Annotated in this window: 13 protein-coding genes; 4 read left to right on the top strand and 9 right to left on the bottom strand. The window is 50.9% G+C overall.

Going from position 1 to position 19,688, the window contains the following annotated elements:
* Nucleotides 1–440: 440 nt before the first annotated feature.
* The gene (glmS, locus tag EL633_RS11520; protein WP_126627321.1) at nt 441–2,309 is read left to right on the top strand and encodes a glutamine--fructose-6-phosphate transaminase (isomerizing); all 1,869 of its coding nucleotides are present in this window, start codon (nt 441–443) and stop codon (nt 2,307–2,309) included.
* A gap of 286 nt (nt 2,310–2,595) precedes the next feature.
* On the opposite strand, the gene EL633_RS11515 is transcribed toward glmS, so the two are convergent.
* Together EL633_RS11515 and EL633_RS11510 are read right to left on the bottom strand one after the other, a co-directional pair.
* Complete coding sequence (locus EL633_RS11515; protein WP_126627320.1) at nt 2,596–3,504, bottom strand: DUF5996 family protein; 909 nt, start codon at nt 3,502–3,504, stop codon at nt 2,596–2,598.
* 248 nt (nt 3,505–3,752) lie between these two features.
* Nucleotides 3,753–6,245 (bottom strand): beta-sandwich domain-containing protein, encoded by a 2,493-nt coding sequence (locus tag EL633_RS11510; RefSeq protein ID WP_126627319.1) that lies wholly within the window; start codon nt 6,243–6,245, stop codon nt 3,753–3,755.
* A 661-nt stretch (nt 6,246–6,906) separates the two neighbouring features.
* Here EL633_RS11510 and EL633_RS11505 point away from each other — a divergent pair.
* From EL633_RS11505 to EL633_RS11495, 3 genes are all read left to right on the top strand, one after another.
* Nucleotides 6,907–8,022, top strand: a complete 1,116-nt coding sequence (locus EL633_RS11505; RefSeq protein ID WP_174845162.1) for a carboxylate-amine ligase — start codon at nt 6,907–6,909, stop codon at nt 8,020–8,022.
* A 787-nt stretch (nt 8,023–8,809) separates the two neighbouring features.
* The gene (locus EL633_RS11500; protein WP_126627317.1) at nt 8,810–9,652 is read left to right on the top strand and encodes a DUF4397 domain-containing protein; all 843 of its coding nucleotides are present in this window, start codon (nt 8,810–8,812) and stop codon (nt 9,650–9,652) included.
* A 94-nt stretch (nt 9,653–9,746) separates the two neighbouring features.
* Nucleotides 9,747–10,394: a class F sortase gene (locus EL633_RS11495; RefSeq protein WP_126627316.1), complete on the top strand. Its 648-nt coding sequence runs from the start codon at nt 9,747–9,749 to the stop codon at nt 10,392–10,394.
* Nucleotides 10,395–10,477: 83 nt separating this feature from the next.
* Here the strand turns inward: EL633_RS11495 and EL633_RS11490 are convergent, their stop codons facing one another.
* From EL633_RS11490 to nagA, 7 genes are all read right to left on the bottom strand, one after another.
* Nucleotides 10,478–11,554: an ABC transporter ATP-binding protein gene (locus EL633_RS11490; protein WP_126627315.1), complete on the bottom strand. Its 1,077-nt coding sequence runs from the start codon at nt 11,552–11,554 to the stop codon at nt 10,478–10,480.
* On the bottom strand, nt 11,551–12,684 hold the full coding sequence (locus tag EL633_RS11485) for an ABC transporter ATP-binding protein (RefSeq protein ID WP_126627314.1): 1,134 nt from the start codon (nt 12,682–12,684) through the stop codon (nt 11,551–11,553). The genes EL633_RS11490 and EL633_RS11485 overlap by 4 nt, the downstream gene beginning before the upstream one ends.
* Entirely contained in the window at nt 12,684–13,691 is a 1,008-nt protein-coding gene (locus tag EL633_RS11480; RefSeq protein WP_126627313.1) for an ABC transporter permease, read from the bottom strand. The genes EL633_RS11485 and EL633_RS11480 overlap by 1 nt, the downstream gene beginning before the upstream one ends.
* A 5-nt stretch (nt 13,692–13,696) precedes the next feature.
* Nucleotides 13,697–14,692, bottom strand: a complete 996-nt coding sequence (locus tag EL633_RS11475) for an ABC transporter permease (protein ID WP_126627312.1) — start codon at nt 14,690–14,692, stop codon at nt 13,697–13,699.
* 75 nt (nt 14,693–14,767) lie between these two features.
* A complete protein-coding gene (locus EL633_RS11470) occupies nt 14,768–16,453 on the bottom strand; it encodes an ABC transporter substrate-binding protein (protein ID WP_126627311.1) in 1,686 nt (561 codons plus the stop codon).
* A gap of 685 nt (nt 16,454–17,138) precedes the next feature.
* On the bottom strand, nt 17,139–18,335 hold the full coding sequence (locus tag EL633_RS11465) for a glycoside hydrolase family 10-like protein (RefSeq protein WP_218027460.1): 1,197 nt from the start codon (nt 18,333–18,335) through the stop codon (nt 17,139–17,141).
* A 92-nt stretch (nt 18,336–18,427) separates the two neighbouring features.
* Nucleotides 18,428–19,627, bottom strand: a complete 1,200-nt coding sequence (gene nagA / locus EL633_RS11460) for an N-acetylglucosamine-6-phosphate deacetylase (protein WP_126627310.1) — start codon at nt 19,625–19,627, stop codon at nt 18,428–18,430.
* Nucleotides 19,628–19,688 lie beyond the last annotated feature (61 nt).

Here is a 19,688-nt window from a genome sequence, read left to right as displayed (position 1 = left end):
AGGATGCCTCTTGTTGTTGATCCACAATTTCTGCAAACCGGGTAGAGAAATTAACACCAACATACAGACTAGAGGTTAAGTCGGACTCAACTACTATTACCAGACGCGTGCTGCTCGGGAAGAGGATACTGAACCATTTTTCCTAACAAGTAGGATCTTAACCAGGCAAACACCAAATCTCCACCCAAGACATGATATACTTCAATATGTGATTATATGTTGTCGTTTTGAGTAGCGCATGGACCGGGCTAGCGGAGGTAGCCACGGTTGACGAGGAGGAGGCCGTTCGGAATTGTCAGCGGGGAGCCTCCAGGGTTGATCACGATCCTGAGAAGAGAACACACAACGCCTGCCGGTAACGACCAGGACAAACCGTTCTCAGTGATGTAGTAAAACCTGTGTTGTTTTATTACTACAATCAAAGAAAGGTACCCAACTCCATGTGCGGTATCATTGGCTACGTCGGCTCCGTTGAGACCGATGTTACTTCCATATTGCTTGATGGCCTCTCCAAACTGGAATATCGCGGCTATGATTCGGCTGGTATTGCGGTTTTAAATTCTACTGGTACGATTGACCTCCATCGCCAGGCGGGCAAGATCGCTAATCTGGTGGCTACGGTTGATAATGAGACTCGTCCCACGGATAGCCGGCTCGGTATCGGTCATACACGCTGGGCCACCCATGGTCGCCCAAATGATATTAATGCCCATCCCCATCCCGATTGCACTGGCAGCCTGACGGTTGTGCATAATGGCATCATTGAGAATTATGCTGAACTGCGCCGCGAGCTACAACAGGATGGACATACCTTCCAGTCTGAGACGGATAGTGAAGTGCTGGCCCACCTGATTGAGCGCGAGTACTTTGGGAGCGCTAACCATGATCTGGTGCTGGCCGTACGTACAGCCCTGCAGCGCGTGACCGGCTCCTATTCTATCGGAGTCGTCAGCCGTGAACATCCTGATCTCCTGGTCGGTGCCCGCTGCGCCGGTCCATTGATTGTCGGACTCAGCGAGAACCAGCAGTTCCTGGCCTCGGATATTCCCGCTATCCTCAAACATACACGCCGCATCCTGATCCTGGAAGAAGGCGAAGTGGCTGAACTACGCCCGGAGGGCGTTAGATTGACCACCCTCTATGGCACACCAATTGAGCGTGAGCCAATGATCGTCGACTGGGACATTGAGGCAGCCGAGAAGGGCGGTTATCCGCACTTTGTCATCAAAGAGATTAATGAGCAGCCAGAAGCTCTACAGCGAGCGCTGACGGGCCGTATCCGCGATGGTCAGCTCCACCTACCTGAACTGGAGCGTATGGAGCATGCCGGACTTCTCAACAATATCCAGCGCATCATTGTGGTAGCCTGCGGTACCTCATATCACGCGGGCATGATCGCCAAATATGCCATCGAGAAGTGGGCACGCATCCCTGTAGAGACCGTGACCGCCGCCGAGTTCCGCTACAGTGATCCGATTGTTGGACCCGATACGCTATGTATCGCCGTCACGCAATCCGGTGAGACCGCCGATACACTGGTCGGCATTCGCCAGGCCCGCGAACATGGAGCGCCTGTGATTGCCGTCACCAATATCGTCTCCAGCGCCATCACTCGCCTGGCGGACGCGGTGCTCTACCTGCAAGCCGGACCCGAGATCGGCGTCGTCGCCACCAAAACCTTTGTTAGCTCGGTCTCTGTCCTCTACCTGCTCGGCCTCTACCTGGGCCAGAGCCGTGGCCGTATCCAGGATGAACAGATGCGCGAATTCCTGACCGCCATGGAGAAGCTCCCGGATCAGATCCGCCATATTCTCCAGCAGGCCAATAGCGCGGACGACGTGATTGAACCCCTGGCCAAACGCATGGCGCACACCAGCAGCATCATGTTCATCGGACGTGGTGTCGGCTATCCCACCGCCCTCGAAGGCGCACTCAAACTCAAAGAGATCTCCTATATCCACGCCGAAGGCTTCCCAGCAGGAGAACTCAAGCACGGCTCCATCGCCCTGCTCGATCCCGAGACGCCCCTGGTCGGTATCGCCACCGCCTCCCATGTCTATGAGAAAGTTGTCAGCAACATCCAGGAAGTACGTGCCCGCGACGCCCATATCATCGTCGTTGCCACCGAAGGAGACGAAAACATTCGCCAGCACGCCGACGACATCATGTATGTCCCGGCCACCCTCGAAGTCTTCAGTCCCCTCCTGGCCTCCGTACCCCTGCAACTCTTCGCCTACCACGTAGCCGTAGCCCGCGACTGCAATGTAGACCAGCCCCGCAACCTCGCCAAATCCGTAACCGTGGAATAGCAAAAAAAAGGATATCCGTGGACATCAGCGCATGTTCACGGATATCCCCAACCAACCACCACACACAATCACCACCAAAGCGTACCATATACCGTAGATTTGCCCCTCAGCAGGCAATTCGTCCCGCCCTCAAGGTGGGACCCAGTATCCCAGCCGCCCCAGGCTCACTCATACCAAACAAGCCCGGCACATGCAGTCCCCCGCTTTTTCTCTCCCTAATACATTTTGTTATAAATCAGCACTTCCACTCATACACAGACCATTTATCATAACCTGAGAGATCAATCTACGCCTCTCGTTCCAGGGCGGCGCGGTCCCAATGGGCGAGGTCGGCGGCCGCTGCGTAGGTGCTTTGCAGGAAATCCAGCAGGGCTTGCTCGGGTTCGGCTTCCTGGCGCATATCATCGTAGAGGTAGAAGAATTCGGCCAGATCGGCGTTATGAAAGGCTTTAGCGGGCTTGATGGCGGCACTGCCCAGGCCCGCTGGCTCTGGTGCGGCATAGGTGTAGAAGGCGGGCTGGGGGAAGTCAGCATTGCCGGGCCAGAAGCCGCAACTGATAACTTCATGTGAGTAGGCTTCACGCGTGATCAGGTCGGCCCCCGGGCGTTCAGGCGCTTTCTGACCGGAGAAGCGTGTCACGGCCAGGTCAAAACTCCCCCAGAAGAAGTGGACCGGACTACTTTTGCCGATGAAGCGTCCACGGAACTCTTTGAAGATGGTGTCTGTTTGCAGCAGGATACGCCAGAAGCGCTCGACCATCACTGGATCATAGGCGGCATGGATCTCATCCTGATCAAAGGGGATGGGATCCTTGATTTCATTGGGGAGGGGATTGATGCGTACAGGGATATGCAACTCTTTGAGCGCGTCCATCACCTCGCGATAAAATGTTGCCACGGAACGTGGTGCCAGGGGCAGGATCTTGCGCTCTCCCTGGCTGGTCTCAATGAGCAGCTTATGCCCGATAAAATCAAAACTGATCTCAAAGATACCACCAGGATATGGAATCGGGGATGTCGTCAGGCCACGAGCCGACAAATAAAGGGTGGACTGCCACCAGTGGTTGGTCGGGGGACAGAGCCCCAGTCGCACTTTACCAACGATCTGGGTCCACAGATGAAGCGTCTCACAAGTATCCTGCCAGGACGTAAATGGTAACGCCGGCCATTTTTCTAGCGTAATCGTTTCTTGCATCTCTTCTTACCTCACTCATATACACTAAAGCTCATCCCTATGCAAGTATATTCACCCAACAGACGCTATACTTGCGCCGTCTCTCCTTTTACATAGTATCATACCCACATACCCAACATTTACAGGCCTTACCACCACGCATCGCTTTAATACAGCATATTGTATTGAGTATGGTTGTCGGGACCATGGCCGCACAAAGAGGGACCACCCTGGTGTCAGGATGGTCCTCGGTGCTTTGCGCAACAGGTTTATTTGAATGCGATCGAGAAGATGTGCAGTTGACCCTGATCTGGCAGAGTAATCGATACCACACGTTTGCTGGCATTGAGCGAGAAACTACTGTGGTAGAGATAATTTGTCAGGCTCTGCTGACCACCAACTGCGTTACGATACGCCATGGTAGCCGCCACCGAGACATTGTATTTGCTGATCGTCGAACTATCACACCAGTCCGCCGAACCTAAAGTAATGTCCTGGGTCGTGCCATCGTCATAGGTCAGGGTCGCGGTACCAGATGCGCCCCCGCCAATCGAGGATAGGATAAAGCCTATGTTTGATGCCGACTGTGGGGTCAGCAAAATGGTCTGACCGGTGGCCTTAAAATTGTCTGCATTCCCTGCAAGGATCGCTGGCTCACTGATCTTGTTACTGAATGAGAAGGAATATCCATTCAACGCAAAAGGAGTTGTGGCATTAATTCTGCTGAGATTCAAAGCCTGCATAGAATAGCTATAGCCACCACCGTCCAGGTTACCCGTTTTCGGAGCATTGACGCTACTAATGCCAGTATTATTATAGATACCGGTACGCTCACCAACGGCGAAGATATGCATCTGACCGCCAGTAGTAACAGGTAGCTGTAAATGGGCAATGGTCTTGCCTCGTTGCAGATTGACATCCGCATAATACAGACGGTTCTGTACATTCTGCTTGCCGGATGCACTGTTAAGATATGGCATTTTTGCCACTACACTATTGCCATACTGAGTAGTAGAAGCCCACCAGTCGGTAAAGCTCAAAGTATATTCCTGGGTCGTACCATCCGTATAGGTGATCAATCCTTTACCTGTTGAGCCTCCATTAGTGGCCGCGCCAACAAAGCCCAGGCCGGTCGCCCCGGATTTAAGCGGATCCACAGCAATCTCCTGACCATCGGCAATCCAGTTATCAGGATTCATCTCGTATTGACTATAAAAATCAATACCATTCACTCTAAACGGATTCAACGAGCCGTATTCACTGTAGGTTATACCTGCACTCTTCAAAGCCTCGTCTGAGTAACTACGATTTGCACCGTCAAAATTGCCATTGGCAGCACTATAGCTATCGGTCGTACCAACATTATCATAATAGCCAGACACAGCAGTCGCAATCGTGAACACATGAATCTGTCCCTGGTTGGTTGATGCAGGTAACGTAACACCTGTCATCGTCTTGCCCGCTTGCAGATTCAGATCGCTATAAAACTTGAAAGCCCTGGCTGTTTTCTGGCCGCTGCTGGTATTGTAATAGGTCGCATCCCCAGAGTAGATATAGGAGGTATTACCAAAGGAAGGCACCTGGGTTGAACTATTAAGGGTCCAGTCACTAAAACCCATGGTAAACTGCTGCCGTGTGCCATCACTATAGTTGATATAAGCGGTTCCATAAGAAGGACCACCGGTGGCGGCTCCCACAAAACCTATTTTAGCCGCATTGGCTACTGGTGTCACCGGAATCGTCTGCCCATTGGCTTGATAGTTGTCCGGCGCGCCTGGTGGGACATCTGGCCAGGAGAATTCCATTGCTGGCTTGAAAGCTTTGGTCTCATCAGTACTAAAAACATAACTGTAACCAGTAGTCGCGCCCGGTACCACTGAATATGTGCTGGAATAGCTATTACCGAGACCATCGAAGTTACCAGCAGTAGTATAGGCATCGTCACTGATACTTACATTGTTATAACCATAATCAGGTGCCGTCGTATTCGAGTAGGCGAAGACATGAAGCTTTGATGTACCATTCAATGTTGGTAGCGTGACACTGACGGGCGTTTTATTTGCATCAAGCTGGATCGATACATAAAACAGGTAGGTTTTACGTGTCTGCTCCCCACTTTTCGTGTTACGTATCGGCTGAGCCGAGAAAATCTTGTTATTATACGCCGGAACCTGACTACCAGCGCCCAGGGTCCAGTCGCTGAAACCAAGGGCCAGACTCTGGGTTGAATTATCACTGTACGCGACAACTGCATTACCAGAAATCGCGCCACCCGTGGCCGCTCCAATAAAACCAACCTTATGCGCGCCCGTCGCTGACAGAGGCAGGGTCTGTCCATTAGCCTGCCAGTTATCAGATGTCGAAGGTGCGGTATCATGCTTAACATCAGGCCAGGTAAGCTGGAGTCCATCATAGGCAAAGGAATTACCAGCTACCAATTTTACAGATTTCAACGCATCGTAAGAATAGCTATAACCGCCCCCATCCAGATTAGCGGCTGTGAAATTCGGCTTTGCGCCAATACCAACATTATTGAAGGCCGGTGCAGTCACTGCTGTTGCCAATGTATTGGTCGTTGCTAAAACGTTCTGACTGGCTGCCTTAGCAGTTGCAGGTGGTACGAGCAGTGTATTGACAGACAGCACCGCACCTGTCAGCACAAACAGAGTCATAAGAGTGGAAAAAAAGGATTTGCCACGTCGCCATGGAGTCGTTGGGCGTGGCTCTGGTACAACACTTCCTTGAGTATAGCCAGATTTCATGTTCATTTTTCACCTGGTTCTGTAAACCATCAATTCCTCAGTGAGGTCATAACAAATAAGTATAGAAACGCTTTTGTAGATACTCAGTTACAAAATTGTATCTACCCAAAAGAGGATACACATACAGCGTGCCTTCCATCATCACAGTTCGTATTTCATTTAAACAATATACATATAAATAGCGATATTTCCGACACATATATGCTTAATCTACTATAAAATAGAAGAATACTGTGTGTCAACAGATATTTTTAATTAAAAGACTTTTGGATTATTATCGTAATAGAACTATAGTATTGAAGAAGGTATCTTTTATCTAGCCTCACATACAATTACAGCAGACATATCGATAAAGATACACACTCTCCCTTATCACGGGCGGGGTGCAGGAGCGGCTAGCCCCGAACTCGGATTTGGGGCTGTGACCCAATTCCTCTCTCTCCCCCTCGCTGCCGCAGGCGGCAAAATTAACATACCATGTTGTTGAGGTAAAATTTGGCTTATTCTATTAATCAAAAATGATTGTTAAATTGGGTGTAGACTTAAGTGAGAACCCAAATAGCACTATTGTTCAGATCTCTATACTGTATACTTATAGCGCGGGGCGGCGTATTGTATGTAACAAGTTCCAACTCTTAGCAGTTGCAAGGAGGCGTTGTCTATGTCCCTGCAAGACCATAGCTTTACTATTGGTGTTGAAGAAGAGTATCAAGTAGTTGATCCCCGTACGCGTGAATTGAGTCAGTCCACTCATCTGCTCCTGCCGGAGGCGGAGAAAATGTTGGGCAATAATGTCCAGCATGAGATGATTCTGTCTCAAATTGAGATCGCCACCCCTATCTGCCATTCGCTGGCGGAGGTACAAGGAGAGTTAATCCGCTTACGTGGTGGGATTATTACTGCCGCCGACCACTTACATAAACAGATTGCGGCCTCCGGGACGCATCCGTTTTCGAAGTGGAGCGAGCAAGAGGTAACGCCTAAAGAGCGCTATATCACGCTGGTAGATACCTATCAGCAGATGATTCGCGAACAGGTGATTTTTGGTTGCCACGTCCATATTGGTATCCCTGATCCTGAGATTGCGACTCAGATCCTTAATCATGCCCGTGTCTGGCTATCGCCCATTATTGCCCTGACGGCAAATTCTCCGTTCTGGCTAGGTGCGGACACTGGCTATGAGGATTATCGTACTGGACTCTGGTGGACGGTGCCGCTGGCTGGTCCTCCGCCGGCATTTACTTCTTATGAGGATTATCGCCATACGATCGATGATTTGATTGAGACGGAGAGTATTGATGATGCGACGAAAATCTATTGGGATTTACGTCTCTCTGAACGCTTTCCTACTATTGAATTTCGTGTAATGGATATCTCTATGACGCTTGATGAGGCGGTCATGGTCACGGGCCTGATTCGCGCTCTGGTGCAAACCTGCTATGAGCAAGTGATGCGCAAGGCTCCCTGTCCCTCATATACCACCGATCAGCTTCGTGCGATGCATTGGCGCGCCGCACGCTACGGTCTGAATGATCGGCTGATCGATATTCCAACCAGGCATAGTGTGCCTGCCAGACTCTGTATCGACCACATGCTTGAATTTGTGCGGGCCGCCCTTGAGCGTGAAGGAGATTGGCAGCGTGTCTCACAGGGCGTACAACGTATCTTGACGGAGGGAAATGGCGCGCAACGTCAGCGCAAGGTCTATCAAAGTAGCGGGGATTTCCGCGCTGTGGTAGATTATATTGTTGCTGAAACCCGCAATTTCTCATGCTAAACTAGCATTCTAGCTCAACCGTCAAACAATCACTGCCAGACAAAAGTTTCCGCCCCTCTGCTCCTGTAGCAACGTCGCACGGAGCATTTTTCAATTCTGCTTCATTCTACTTCACAAAGATCGGCATGTAATTGCCATCCCCCACACACGTTCCCTGACGGGAACCTACATTTAAAATACTAGTGCTGGTGCCAGAAAGGTGCCGCGGCACCTTTCTGGCACCAGCACTAGTATTTTAAATGGAAAGCGGGGTTGCAAGGGGCGGCGAGCTCCTCGACCGGAGATCGGAGGCTGTGCCCCCAGCACCTCTCCCTCCATTCCGCCTGAGAAGCGGGGTTGCAAGGAGCGGCGAGCCCCTTGACTGGGGGATCGGGGGCTGTGCCCCCGGCATCTCTCTCCCCATTCCGCCCGCGCAGCGGGCGAACAACCCATCAAACGAACTTTGACCAAATACCAGAAAAAGCACCAGATTTATCAATTTTTATGAGTTTTCTAAAAAAGGTTACATAATTTTCCAGAATATGGGATAGAGTGTCGTCAATAGTATGTTCACACAAAATGCACATATACATTGTGAATAATAACTAACCTGGATACACACCATTCAACACAATGTCGCATTTCGTGAAACGATACAATACCCTTTTATGTAAATCTTATCTGAAGATTTAAATTCCCGGCATTAATCTGATGCCAATGTGACAGAGTTAGCCAGGTACATTCAACATCCTGGCCTGTCATCCTTATGTCTTACTTTTTTTAATGTAAGAAAGCGAGAAAAAACCAGATGAAGTCATTGAAGCACAATGTTGCGGTCCTGAGTAGCCGGATCGCCATGATGGTTGGTATGTTGGCCATCTTCCTTCTTCCTACCGCTAGCGCCTTTGCCGCGCCTGCGGACAATGCGTTTGTACGTGTTGTACACGCTTCACCGGCCGCCGGTACCGTTGACGTATTTGTCGATGGGAACAAGTTGCTGCCAAACTTCACTTTCGGAACCGTCACCGATTATGTATCGGTACCCGCTGGCGCGCACAAAATCCAGGTTGCTCCTGCAGGTAAGGGTGCCGATGCCGCTGTAATCAACGAGACCGTCTCGGTCAATGCGGGTGTTCCTTATACTGTTGCCGCCATCGGCACCAAGGACACAGGTTTTGGCTTACAGGCCTTCGCCGATGACAACCTGTTGTCGGGTGGTATGTCCAAGGTTCGTGTCTATCATCTGTCCCCAAATGCTGGTCCAGTGAATGTTGCCACAGGTGGTAATACTGTAATCACCGGCCTGACCTACAAAAATGCCAGTGACTACCTGACCGTTCCACCTGCAGCCTATACCTTCAATGTTACCGCCACCGACGTTAATGCCACTGTACCGGTTAGCGCTACGCTGAAAGACAACACCGTCAATAGCGTCTTCGCCATCGGTCTCTACAAAGGTGTTCCCGCACTGAAATTTGTGGTTGGTACCGTTCCAGGCGTACCAGGCATGCCACAGACAGGTAGCAATCCTGCTGTAGCCGCTGCTACCTCCGGTAATTCTGCCCTGCCATGGTTCTTCATTGGTGCTGTATCCCTGATCATCGCTGGTGCTGCCGGCTATGTGGTCCGCTTTAGCCGCACAAAACGCTAAACATCTGCTAAAATGAAGTGGCACGCATCGATATATACGATTGGTGCGTGTCACTTCATAGCGGTGTTAATTTATCAGAAAGGTGCTACAGACAGTGCGTACCAGTCGTTTGTATATTGTACTCATGAGCATCAGCCTGCTCTTTATTTTAAGTGCGTGCGGGGAAAGCAGCACATCGCAAGCCAAAGTGGTTGCTGTGGCATCTCCCACAGCCACAAAGGCAACAAAACCAACTCCAACCCCAACCTCTACACCTACACCGGCCCCGACACCCAAACCGATCATGAATGTTACCGATCCTGTCCATATCCGCATACCCGCCATTAACGTTGATACCGATATCGAGCCCGTGGGAGTCCTGCCCACCGGTAATATGGACACCCCTCAGAATAATCCATGGGATGGCACCGGTTGGTACAGTAGCGGTACCAAACCCGGCGAGAAGGGGAGCGCCGTCATTGATGGACACGTCGATCGACCCGGAGGAGGACCCGCTATATTCTGGAATTTACGCAATATGAAGCCGGGCGATAAAGTCATCATTACAACCAAAAGTGGTCAGCAATTGACGTTCAGTACCACCAAACGCGAGGCCATTCCACCCAAGCAAGACTTCCTGCAGGGTATCTTTGGCGATAGCAGCGGCAGCTACCTTAACCTCATCACCTGTGCCGGCGTCTGGATCCCCAGCGAAAACCAGACCTCACTGCGCATGGTCGTTTATACCAAACTCGACTCATAGCTTCACATCGCACCCATACATAATAATGCCCGTCCCACCATCATACACATGCCAGGACGGGCGTTTTCATGCCAGCATCACTTCTACCGCATTGGCACGGACATTCTCCTGGCGGTTATGCCATTATAGAGGAAACAGTTGGTCCAGTGTCCATTCCCCAGTTCGGTACGTGGAGGAAATTTTTGTCGGCAGATATCCATGGCGTGTGGGCAACGCGGATGGAAACGGCATCCCGTTGGCGGATCAATCAGGCTGGGTATCTCGCCACGCGCCGGGATGGTCGAGAGTCCTATTTCCTGGTCCTTGATACGATCAGGATCAGGGGCGGCGGCCAGCAGGAGCTGTGTATAGGGATGCCTGGGTGTCTGGATGACTTCTTCGCTGGGTCCACCTTCGACCATCTGTCCAGCATACATCACCAGGGTGTTTTCGGCGAAGTAGCGGGCACTGGCAATATCATGGGTGATAAAGAGGAGCGCGAGTCGCTCTTCGTCTTTGAGCCTTAATAAGAGATTAAGTATATCCAGGCGTATCGATACGTCAAGCATGGAGACCGGCTCGTCGGCCAATATGATCTCGGGGCGGACGGCCAGGGCTCTGGCAATGGCGATTCTCTGTCTTTGTCCTCCACTGAGTTGGTGCGGATATTTCTGGATGAACTGTTCGGCAGGACTCAAGCTGACGCGCCTGAGTAGCGCTAGCACCTGTTCGTTGACTTCGTCCTGATTCCGGGCATGGCCAAAGAGTTTGATTGGCCGGCTCAGATGATAGCGGACATCGTGTAGTGGGTTGAGTGAGCCAAATGGATCCTGGAAGATCAACTGTATGTGTCGTCGATACTCACGTAAGGCGGCAGCGCCCCCTTTGAGTTTGACTGGCGCTCCACGGAAACGGATCGTGCCGGAGGTTGGATCATACAGCCGTGCCAGTATACGCGCGATCGTGGTTTTGCCACTCCCACTCTCTCCCACGAGAGCGGTAGCCTGTCCAGGATAGAGCGCGAATGATGCGTCTTCAACGGCATGGACAACTTTTTTTGCTCCAAATGGATTAGTTCCGTTGATGGGAAATTCTTTACGCAGGTGCTCGGCCTCCAAAACTGGTCGACTGGCATTGTTGAAGTTGGGGAGGCGGTGATTGGGCTGATCGGCGGTGTTCATTCCAAATTTCCTTCCAGGCTGAGTGTAGCCAGTTTTTCATAACCAGCCGCCAGGTCTGCTATAGTTGGAACTTCTTTGGTGATCTTCTCATCATAGAGATGACAGGCGGCCAGTTGCTCTGGTTGTTCGGGGTTTGTGGTTATCAGGGCTGGTGTGACCTGGCGGCAGTGTTCAAAGACAAAGGGACAGCGCTCCTGAAATGTACATCCCTGGGGCAGCATACGCAGGTCGGGCGGCGAGCCAGGAATACCGGCCATAATTTTATGTGGTCCGTGCAGAGTTGGAAAAGAGTTGAGTAGTCCATAGCTATAAGGATGGCGAGGATGAAGATAAAGATCTTTACTCTGCGCCTTCTCAATCATGGTACCGGCATACATAATCGCGATCTTGTCGGCCAGCTCGATTAACAGTGAAAGGTCATGTGTGATAAAAATCATGGCCGTCGAGAACTCTTTACACAGATTGCTGATCAGCTGTAGAATCTCACGTTGCACCACTACATCCAGGGCTGTGGTTGGCTCATCCATGATGATCAACTCCGGTTGCAGGGCCAGCGCGATCGCGATCACGGCCCGTTGACGCATACCGCCACTGAGTTCATGGGGATAACCTCTCAGGCGGTCCGGGGAGATCCCTACCATCTCAAACAGTTCGGCAGCCCGCTTCCTGCGTTGCTCCGCATTCATATCCGGTCGGTGTGTTATCAGGACATCCATGATCTGATCACCGACGCGCATGACTGGATTCAGGGCGTTCATAGCGCTCTGAAAGACGATTGAGAGCTCATTCCAGCGAAATCTGTGTAAATCCCTTGGACTCAGGCGCAGGATGTCTATGGCTCCTTCAGGATCGGTCTTGCGCCCTTTCTTTGGGAGTCGCATGGTGATCATTTCTTCGTGCTGACCTGGATAATAGAGGATCTCGCCACCCGTGATATAGGCTGGCGGTCGCAGGAGTCGTGCGATCGCATAGGCTAGCGTCGATTTTCCACAGCCACTCTCACCCGCCAGTCCCAGGATCTCTCCACGCTGTAGCGCAAAATTCACCTTCCGGACCGCGTGGACCGCGCCGTTGGTGGCCAGGTAATCTACACTCAGGTCGCGTACATCTAGTAACGTCTCTGTTGCCATTACGCCATCACCTTCTTCCCTTTGACCAGCCGTGGCGTCTTCTCCCTGCGCAAACGTGGATCAGCGATCTCATCAATCCCAAAGTTGATCAGTGACAGGCCAGCACCCAGGATCGCGATGCAGAGTCCAGGCGGGATAAACCACCACCAGAGTCCTGAGATCAGGGCATTATCTTTCTGTGCCCAGTAGAACATGCTACCCCAGCTCACATTGTTGGCATCGCCAAGTCCCAAAAATTCCAGTGACGCCGAGGCTAAAATGACATACAGGGTCGTGCTGACAAAGTTGGCGGCTACAATTGAGATCTCATTGGGAAAGATCTCAAAGAAGATTAACCGCCAGGTCGTCTCGCCATTGGCGCGGGCCGCCGTAACAAACTCACGGCTCCGCATCGAGAGTGTCTGTGAACGCAGGACTCGCGCTCCCCAGGACCAACTGGTAAAGATGATTACCAGCGCCACCGTGGCGGGTCCACGTGGGAAGTAGGAGGCCATCACGATCGCCAGCGGCAAGGCAGGCAGCACCAGAAAGACATTCGTTAACAGGGATAAAACCTCGTCAATAATACCACCAAAGTAGCCGCTAATCAAGCCCACCGCAATCGAGAGGAGCGTCACCGCAATCCCGGTCAGGAAGCCCCAGAAGATCGAGGAGCGCGTCCCCACCACTAACTGGCTAAAAATATCCTGTCCGACCGCCGTGGTTCCTAACCAATGGGCCGCGGAAGGGGCCGCCTGCGCGTCACTGGATAACCGATTGGGATCTGTATGGATGAAGAGGGGACCAAAGATCGCGACAAGGATAAAGAAGAGGACGATCAGCAGGCCAATGGCAACTTTCTTGTTCTTAGCAGATTGGGACCAGACATACTGGAGTCCACGTCCCAGTCGCTCATACCAGGGGTGATGCAACGCCCGCAGCGTCTCGGCATCTGGCATACGCGATTCTGGTTTACGCCTGGTCTGATTGGTCGTCGAGCCACTGAATTGGGATGAAGATGTACCCATAAACGTTAAGCGCTCCTCTCCTGCCGTACACGTGGATCCAACGCAATATAGACCAGATCAGCAATAAAGTTGGCCATCAGCACCGCCAGGGCAATAATCAAGAAGATGCCTTGTAGCAGTGGATAGTCCTGTCCCTGTACTGCCTGTAGCAGTGAGAAACCAATACCAGGATAAGAGAAGACGATCTCGGTAAGCAGTTGTCCACCTACAATCGAGCCGATCGCCAGCGCAAAACCGGTCACATTCGGTAGAATAGCGTTACGGGCCGCATACAAAAACATCACCCGCCAGCGTGCCAGTCCTTTGGCATCGGCCATCAAGACATAATCCTCTGACAGGGTGGTAATCATCGAGTTACGCATCACCAACATCCAACCAGCAATCGAGGAGAGCACAATTGTTAGCGCGGGTAGAATCGCATGATAGAGTGCACTCAAGATAAAATCTGTGTTCCAGCCCATATCCAGCGTCGTATCATAGCCATCCGCAAACGGAAACCAGTTCAAGGTAAAGCCAAAGAAATAAAGAATAATCAAGGCCAGCCAGAAGTAGGGAATCGCGGAAAGAAAGGTCATCGCTGGCGAGAGAAAGCTATCCAGAAATGAGCCACGCTTCCAGGCCATCACAATCCCAAACAGACAGCCCAGTAGAAAACTGATCACGACCGCGACCGCCCCTAACAATATTGTCCAGACGATATTCTGCGCGATAATCGAGGTTACAGGCACAGGATATTGCACATATGAGATGCCAAAATCTCCATGCAGCATGTTATTCAAATACTTAAAATATTGGATCCAGATAGAATCACTGGTATTCACCCCGAAGGCGGCCTCCAGTGCTCGTTGCGTTGAGGGGCTGATCGGGCCGCGCCTCTCCAGGCGCGTCAACATGGCCTGCGCGGGATTTCCTGGTGCCAATCGAGGAATGAAAAAGTTGAGGGTAATCGATATCCAGATTGCCACCAGATAGAAAAACATGCGGCGGAACAAATGGCGCATCCCAGTTACTCCTTCTCCAAACAGAGCTCACGATAATGTGAGCTCTGTTGAAAAGACGTGCCAGACGAATAAACTTTATGCGACCGGCTTCAAGTTCAGTATCACCATCAAATTATCGGGAGTTGAGTAGGCCGCACCAACGGCATAGGGAGAGTCTTTACTGGGCCAACCGGTGAAGTTTTTGGTGCTATATTCATACCAGGAGGCCGCATTTACCAGGGGAATATTTGGCAACTTATCTGCGTAAATTTTCTCCAGGCCCATAATCGCCTGCTTCTGTTTGGCGGGATCAACGGTTGAAGAATATTCTTGCAGGAACTTGTCGGTCTGACTGTCCTTCCATTTACCCCAGTTAAAACCCTTTGGCGAGAGGTTGACGCTATTCAGATGGGTATCATATAGGTAGAATGGTGTCGGACCACCAAAGAGACCACCGATCAGGGCATCATAGTTACCATTGTTACGAGCATCAAAGTAGGCGCTATCTTGAATCGTATCCACCGATGCATCGATGCCAGCGTCCTTCAAATTCTGCTTGATTACCGCAGCCATGGTCTCCCAGTCGGTCCAGCCACTTACTACCTTGATTGAGAAAGAGAGTTTCTTACCATTCTTAGCATAGATGCCGTCACCACCTTTGGCATAGCCCGCGCTCTGCAAGAATTGTCCGGCTTTGGCCACGTCAGCGGTGGAAGGGACATTCTGGTAAGCCGGATCAAGATAATCTTTCGCATTTGGCAGGATCAAGCCGGTGGGACTGGCTGGCGCCACATAGCCGCTCTCGGCTTGCTTGGAAAGTTGACCACGATCAATGGCAGCACTGATTGCCTGCCGCACATTCACATCGTTAAACGGAGCTTTAGTCAGATTGACATAGAGCGTAAACATATCGGTCGGGGCCATCCAGTAATGATTATGCTGCGTATCCTTCTGCACATAGGTCTTATCCAGGTCCGGTGCGAAGAAGCTACCCCAGTCGATCTCGCCCTTCATCAACTTCAACTGTAATGTCTGATTATCCTTCACCGCCGGATAGTGGAGCTCATCGACCTGTACCTTATCGGCCTGCCAGTAGCCAGGATTCCTGGTATAGGTCAACAATTGTGGAGAGAACTTCGCGAACTTGAAGGGACCTGTTCCGACTGGATTTGCGTTATCAAACTTTGTGGGATCCACACCCTTAAAGATTTGCTCCGGCACAATAAAGGTTTGTCCACCAATATACCAGAGGAGTGGAGGATTAGGATTCTTGAAGGTGAGCACTACCGTCTTAGCATCCGAGGCCGTCACTGTGCTGAGATAGCTCCATAGGCCCTTGGAGTCGGCGGCTGGATACTGCTTGAGCATATTGAATGTAAACGCCACATCCGCTGCACTAAAATCCTTACCATCCGACCATTTCACATTTTCACGCGTCGTAAACGTTAGCTGCTTCTGGTCTGAACTCCATTTGTAATCGGTCGCCAGCAGATTTTGTACTTGGCCATCATTACGATTAAAGAAGAGAAGGGTCTCATACACCATACCCTGAATGCCCTCATTGACTAGAGTTGGATTGTATGGGCTCAAAGATTTGGTGTAGTCGCCACCAACGTGAGCACCAATCGTCAGGATGTGCTTCTTGTTGGTGGAAGTCGGGGAGCCATTGCCGCTATTTCCGCAAGCGGCGAGGATTAAGACCAGGATAATGAGGAGTGAAAACAAAGCCGTCCCGCTTTTGCTTTTATTCTCCTTGAGCGATGAAACGAGAGTTGGAGCCACGCTAAACCTCCTTGAAGGTTATAAAAAACAGCGCGTTAAAAATAGAAAGCCATTATGTAGTCTAGATTACTAGACCACAGAGATAGCTACAAAAAAGCTATTCCAACAGACATATACCGTACATCGATCTTAATCATGCAATACACACACACCGGCATAACATTGATCCATCATATCTGCCTTACGTCTCTATAGCAGCACCTCCAAATTTGGTAATAAGTATGCTTACCTATCATCTATCCATATAGATAATGTTAGATGAAAAGCATACGAAATTTATGCGATCAGATAATGAATGATATCAATAGTGCGTCTATGAAAAACATACACGGAATTATGCGTATTGTCAAGACATCTAGACCACTAGACCAAAATTCATCAGAAAGCGGTATCTCTTGAAGATTAATTGGTAATATATAAAAACGCAATACACAAAAGTACTTTTTTGTGTATTGCGTTTTATTTTATGCTAATTAACGCCATGTGCAAGTTTTCCACATACCCACTCTTTTGAGGAGGAACATGGCGAGGCGGTCGCGACCGCCTCGCCATGTTCCTCCTCAAAACAAGCGAGAGCCGTAGGCACGAGGTGTGAGGGATACAACTTGCACATGGCGTTAATTAATATCATACGCAGCTTTTTTCACTGCTATCTGGCGCAGTATTGAAAAAATTGCGTATGCCGCTATTTGGATGGCACAACAATGGGATGACGTAACAGATCTTTCAAGCTGAAGAAGATACTGCCACGTACCTGGGGATAGCGTTGATTGATGCGCAGTTGCGCCTGCAATTGATTGGGATCATGCCATTCATCGACCCGATAGGCGGCCTGCCCGATATAGAGTTTGACCCGGCTACCATCAACTTCATGTGCCCACCAGCGCACAAGCGTCTCATAATCGGCCTTCTTAAAGCCAATCTTCCAATAGATCTGCGGCACAATATAATCCAGCCAGCCCTGCTGAATCCAATGGCGGGTGTCGGCATAAAGATCATCATAATTTGTGACGCCGGCCTGCGTCTGTGAGCCAGTTGGATCTTGCGCTTTATTGCGCCATACCCCAAAGGGACTGATACCAAACTCCACACTCGACTTTACCTGTTTGATACGCTGCGACAACTCACCCACGAAGCGATTGATATTGTCCCGCCGCCAATTCCCTTTATCGGCAAACGTCTGCGCTCCATAGCGCTTGTATTGCGCCTGATCGGGAAACTCCATGCCCGGCACACGATAGGGATAAAAGTAATCATCCAGGTGGACTGCATCAATCGGATAGGACTGGACAACTTCCAGAATACTATTAATGACAAATTCTCTGGCCTCGGGTATGCCCGGATTATAATAGAGTTTTCCACCATAGTGTACCAGCCAATCTGGATGTACACGCGCGGGATGATTCGGGGCCAGTGATTTTACGTCCTCATTCATTGCCACCCTGAATGGATTAAACCAGGCGTGAAATGACAGCCCACGCTGATGGGCTTCCGTCACCATAAATGCTAGCGGATTATAGCCAGGATCTTTCCCCTGTACACCTGTCAAATAGCGTGACCATGGTGCATACTTTGAGGGATAAAGAGCGTCTGCCTCGGGTTTTACCTGCACTACCACGGTATTGAGATGCATCGCCTGCACCTTATCCAGCTGTTTGCGAAACTCTGATCGCTGTGCGTCAGCGGTCAGACCCGCACGAGAAGGCCAATCAATATTTTTTACCGTCGCTATCCACACTCCCATCAGCGGACGCTCCTCGTGCGCCGCTACCCCCTTCACCTCTATTGAACTCACACTCGCCGTATGAGTAGCACAGGACATCACCAGCGTTGCAGCTACCACACACAGCCCAAAGCGAGCCCATACCCATAATATCCACATAAACCAACCTCCGTATGGTCAGGTCACGCGCCCGATCAGGCTACCCCGTATGTCCGGGCAATCGGGCGCAGGACCCACACATACGGTTATTATTATTGCTTGTTGAGCCGTTGACGCCATTCGTCAGTGGCATAACCAATCTGTCCATTACAGATTGTAGCTTGCAGTTCAAGGGATTTGTTATAAATAACCAGATCCGCGTCATAGCCGGCTTTGAGCAGGCCTTTCCGCTCCGCAACATGGGCTGAACGGGCAGGATTATAAGAAAGCATGCCGGATACCTCGGATAAGGTGACATGGGTAATATCAAGCATGTTGCGCATAGCTTGATCCATGGTCAGCACGCTGCCAGTGAGGGTGCCGTCAGAGAGGCGGGCGGCCCCACAAATAACGCGCGCTTGCTGTCCCGCGAACTCAAAGGTGGCATCAGGAATACCGGCACCGGCCAGTGCATCGGTGACAACAATGGTACGCTGCGGTCCAAGTAGTCTGACCAGTATATCCATCATCGCTGGATGTACATGGATACCATCACCAATGATTTCGCCCAACACCTGGTCCGCCTGCACAATCGCGGCCAGGGGTCCCGGTTCGCGATGCTTGAGTTGGCGCATCGCATTAAAACAGTGTGTCGCATGGGTAATGCCCAGTTTGATCGCCTCGCGTGCCTGATCATAATCAGTATCAGTATGCCCGATACTCACAGTCACGCCAGCCTCAACCAGGGTACGAATCATATCATGGGCACCCGGCAACTCAGGAGCAATCGTAATCAATTGCAGATGGCCGCGTGTCAGATCCATAATAAACTCGGTCTCCTCCTCATCAGGCTTACGCAGCCAGACTGGAGGATGGGCGCCCCGCTTCTCTAAACTGATATAAGGACCTTCCAGATGGATTCCCATTGGCTCCGCACCCGGCTCCTGTGGATTTTTTCTGGCCTGCTCAATCGCTTCCACCGCCGTATTTAATTGCTGCTCAGGCAACGCACCCGGCGTCCCAACGACCGCCACCAGAAAAGAGGTAACCCCCGTAACTGGAATCCAGCGCTGATACGAGCGAATCTCTTCAACATCGGTTGTATGTAGATTGAAGCCACCACCGCCATGAGTATGGACCTCTATGAATCCTGGCAGGATAATACTATCCGTGGCATCAACCACCTGCGCACCATCTTCCGGGCCAGCACTCTGCTCAACAGACTGGATCTGTCTACCATCAACAACGAGATCTCCTCGTTCAACATCCATCGTTGCATCTACAAGGTGAGCACCATGTAATGTAAACCGCATTGAGTTTCCCTCTCTCACAGACTTACTTTTTCTCTAGCTTCACAGTAACCACATTCCGACC

The sequence above is a fragment of the Dictyobacter alpinus genome (genome assembly GCF_003967575.1).
Classification (GTDB): Bacteria; Chloroflexota; Ktedonobacteria; order Ktedonobacterales; family Ktedonobacteraceae; genus Dictyobacter; species Dictyobacter alpinus.
Note: the sequence above shows the minus strand (reverse complement) of the source record. Positions and strands in the feature narration are given on the sequence as shown.

What these genes read in the sequence shown, in the direction of transcription:
- glmS (WP_126627321.1), top strand. Translation starts at nt 441, where the DNA reads ATGTGCGGTATCATTGGCTACGTCGGCTCCGTTGAGACCGATGTTACT.
- EL633_RS11515 (WP_126627320.1), bottom strand. Translation starts at nt 3,504, where the DNA reads ATGCAAGAAACGATTACGCTAGAAAAATGGCCGGCGTTACCATTTACG.
- EL633_RS11510 (WP_126627319.1), bottom strand. Translation starts at nt 6,245, where the DNA reads ATGAAATCTGGCTATACTCAAGGAAGTGTTGTACCAGAGCCACGCCCA.
- EL633_RS11505 (WP_174845162.1), top strand. Translation starts at nt 6,907, where the DNA reads ATGTCCCTGCAAGACCATAGCTTTACTATTGGTGTTGAAGAAGAGTAT.
- EL633_RS11500 (WP_126627317.1), top strand. Translation starts at nt 8,810, where the DNA reads ATGAAGTCATTGAAGCACAATGTTGCGGTCCTGAGTAGCCGGATCGCC.
- EL633_RS11490 (WP_126627315.1), bottom strand. Translation starts at nt 11,554, where the DNA reads ATGAACACCGCCGATCAGCCCAATCACCGCCTCCCCAACTTCAACAAT.
- EL633_RS11485 (WP_126627314.1), bottom strand. Translation starts at nt 12,684, where the DNA reads ATGGCAACAGAGACGTTACTAGATGTACGCGACCTGAGTGTAGATTAC.
- EL633_RS11480 (WP_126627313.1), bottom strand. Translation starts at nt 13,691, where the DNA reads ATGGGTACATCTTCATCCCAATTCAGTGGCTCGACGACCAATCAGACC.
- EL633_RS11475 (WP_126627312.1), bottom strand. Translation starts at nt 14,692, where the DNA reads ATGCGCCATTTGTTCCGCCGCATGTTTTTCTATCTGGTGGCAATCTGG.
- EL633_RS11465 (WP_218027460.1), bottom strand. Translation starts at nt 18,335, where the DNA reads ATGTGGATATTATGGGTATGGGCTCGCTTTGGGCTGTGTGTGGTAGCT.
- nagA (WP_126627310.1), bottom strand. Translation starts at nt 19,627, where the DNA reads ATGCGGTTTACATTACATGGTGCTCACCTTGTAGATGCAACGATGGAT.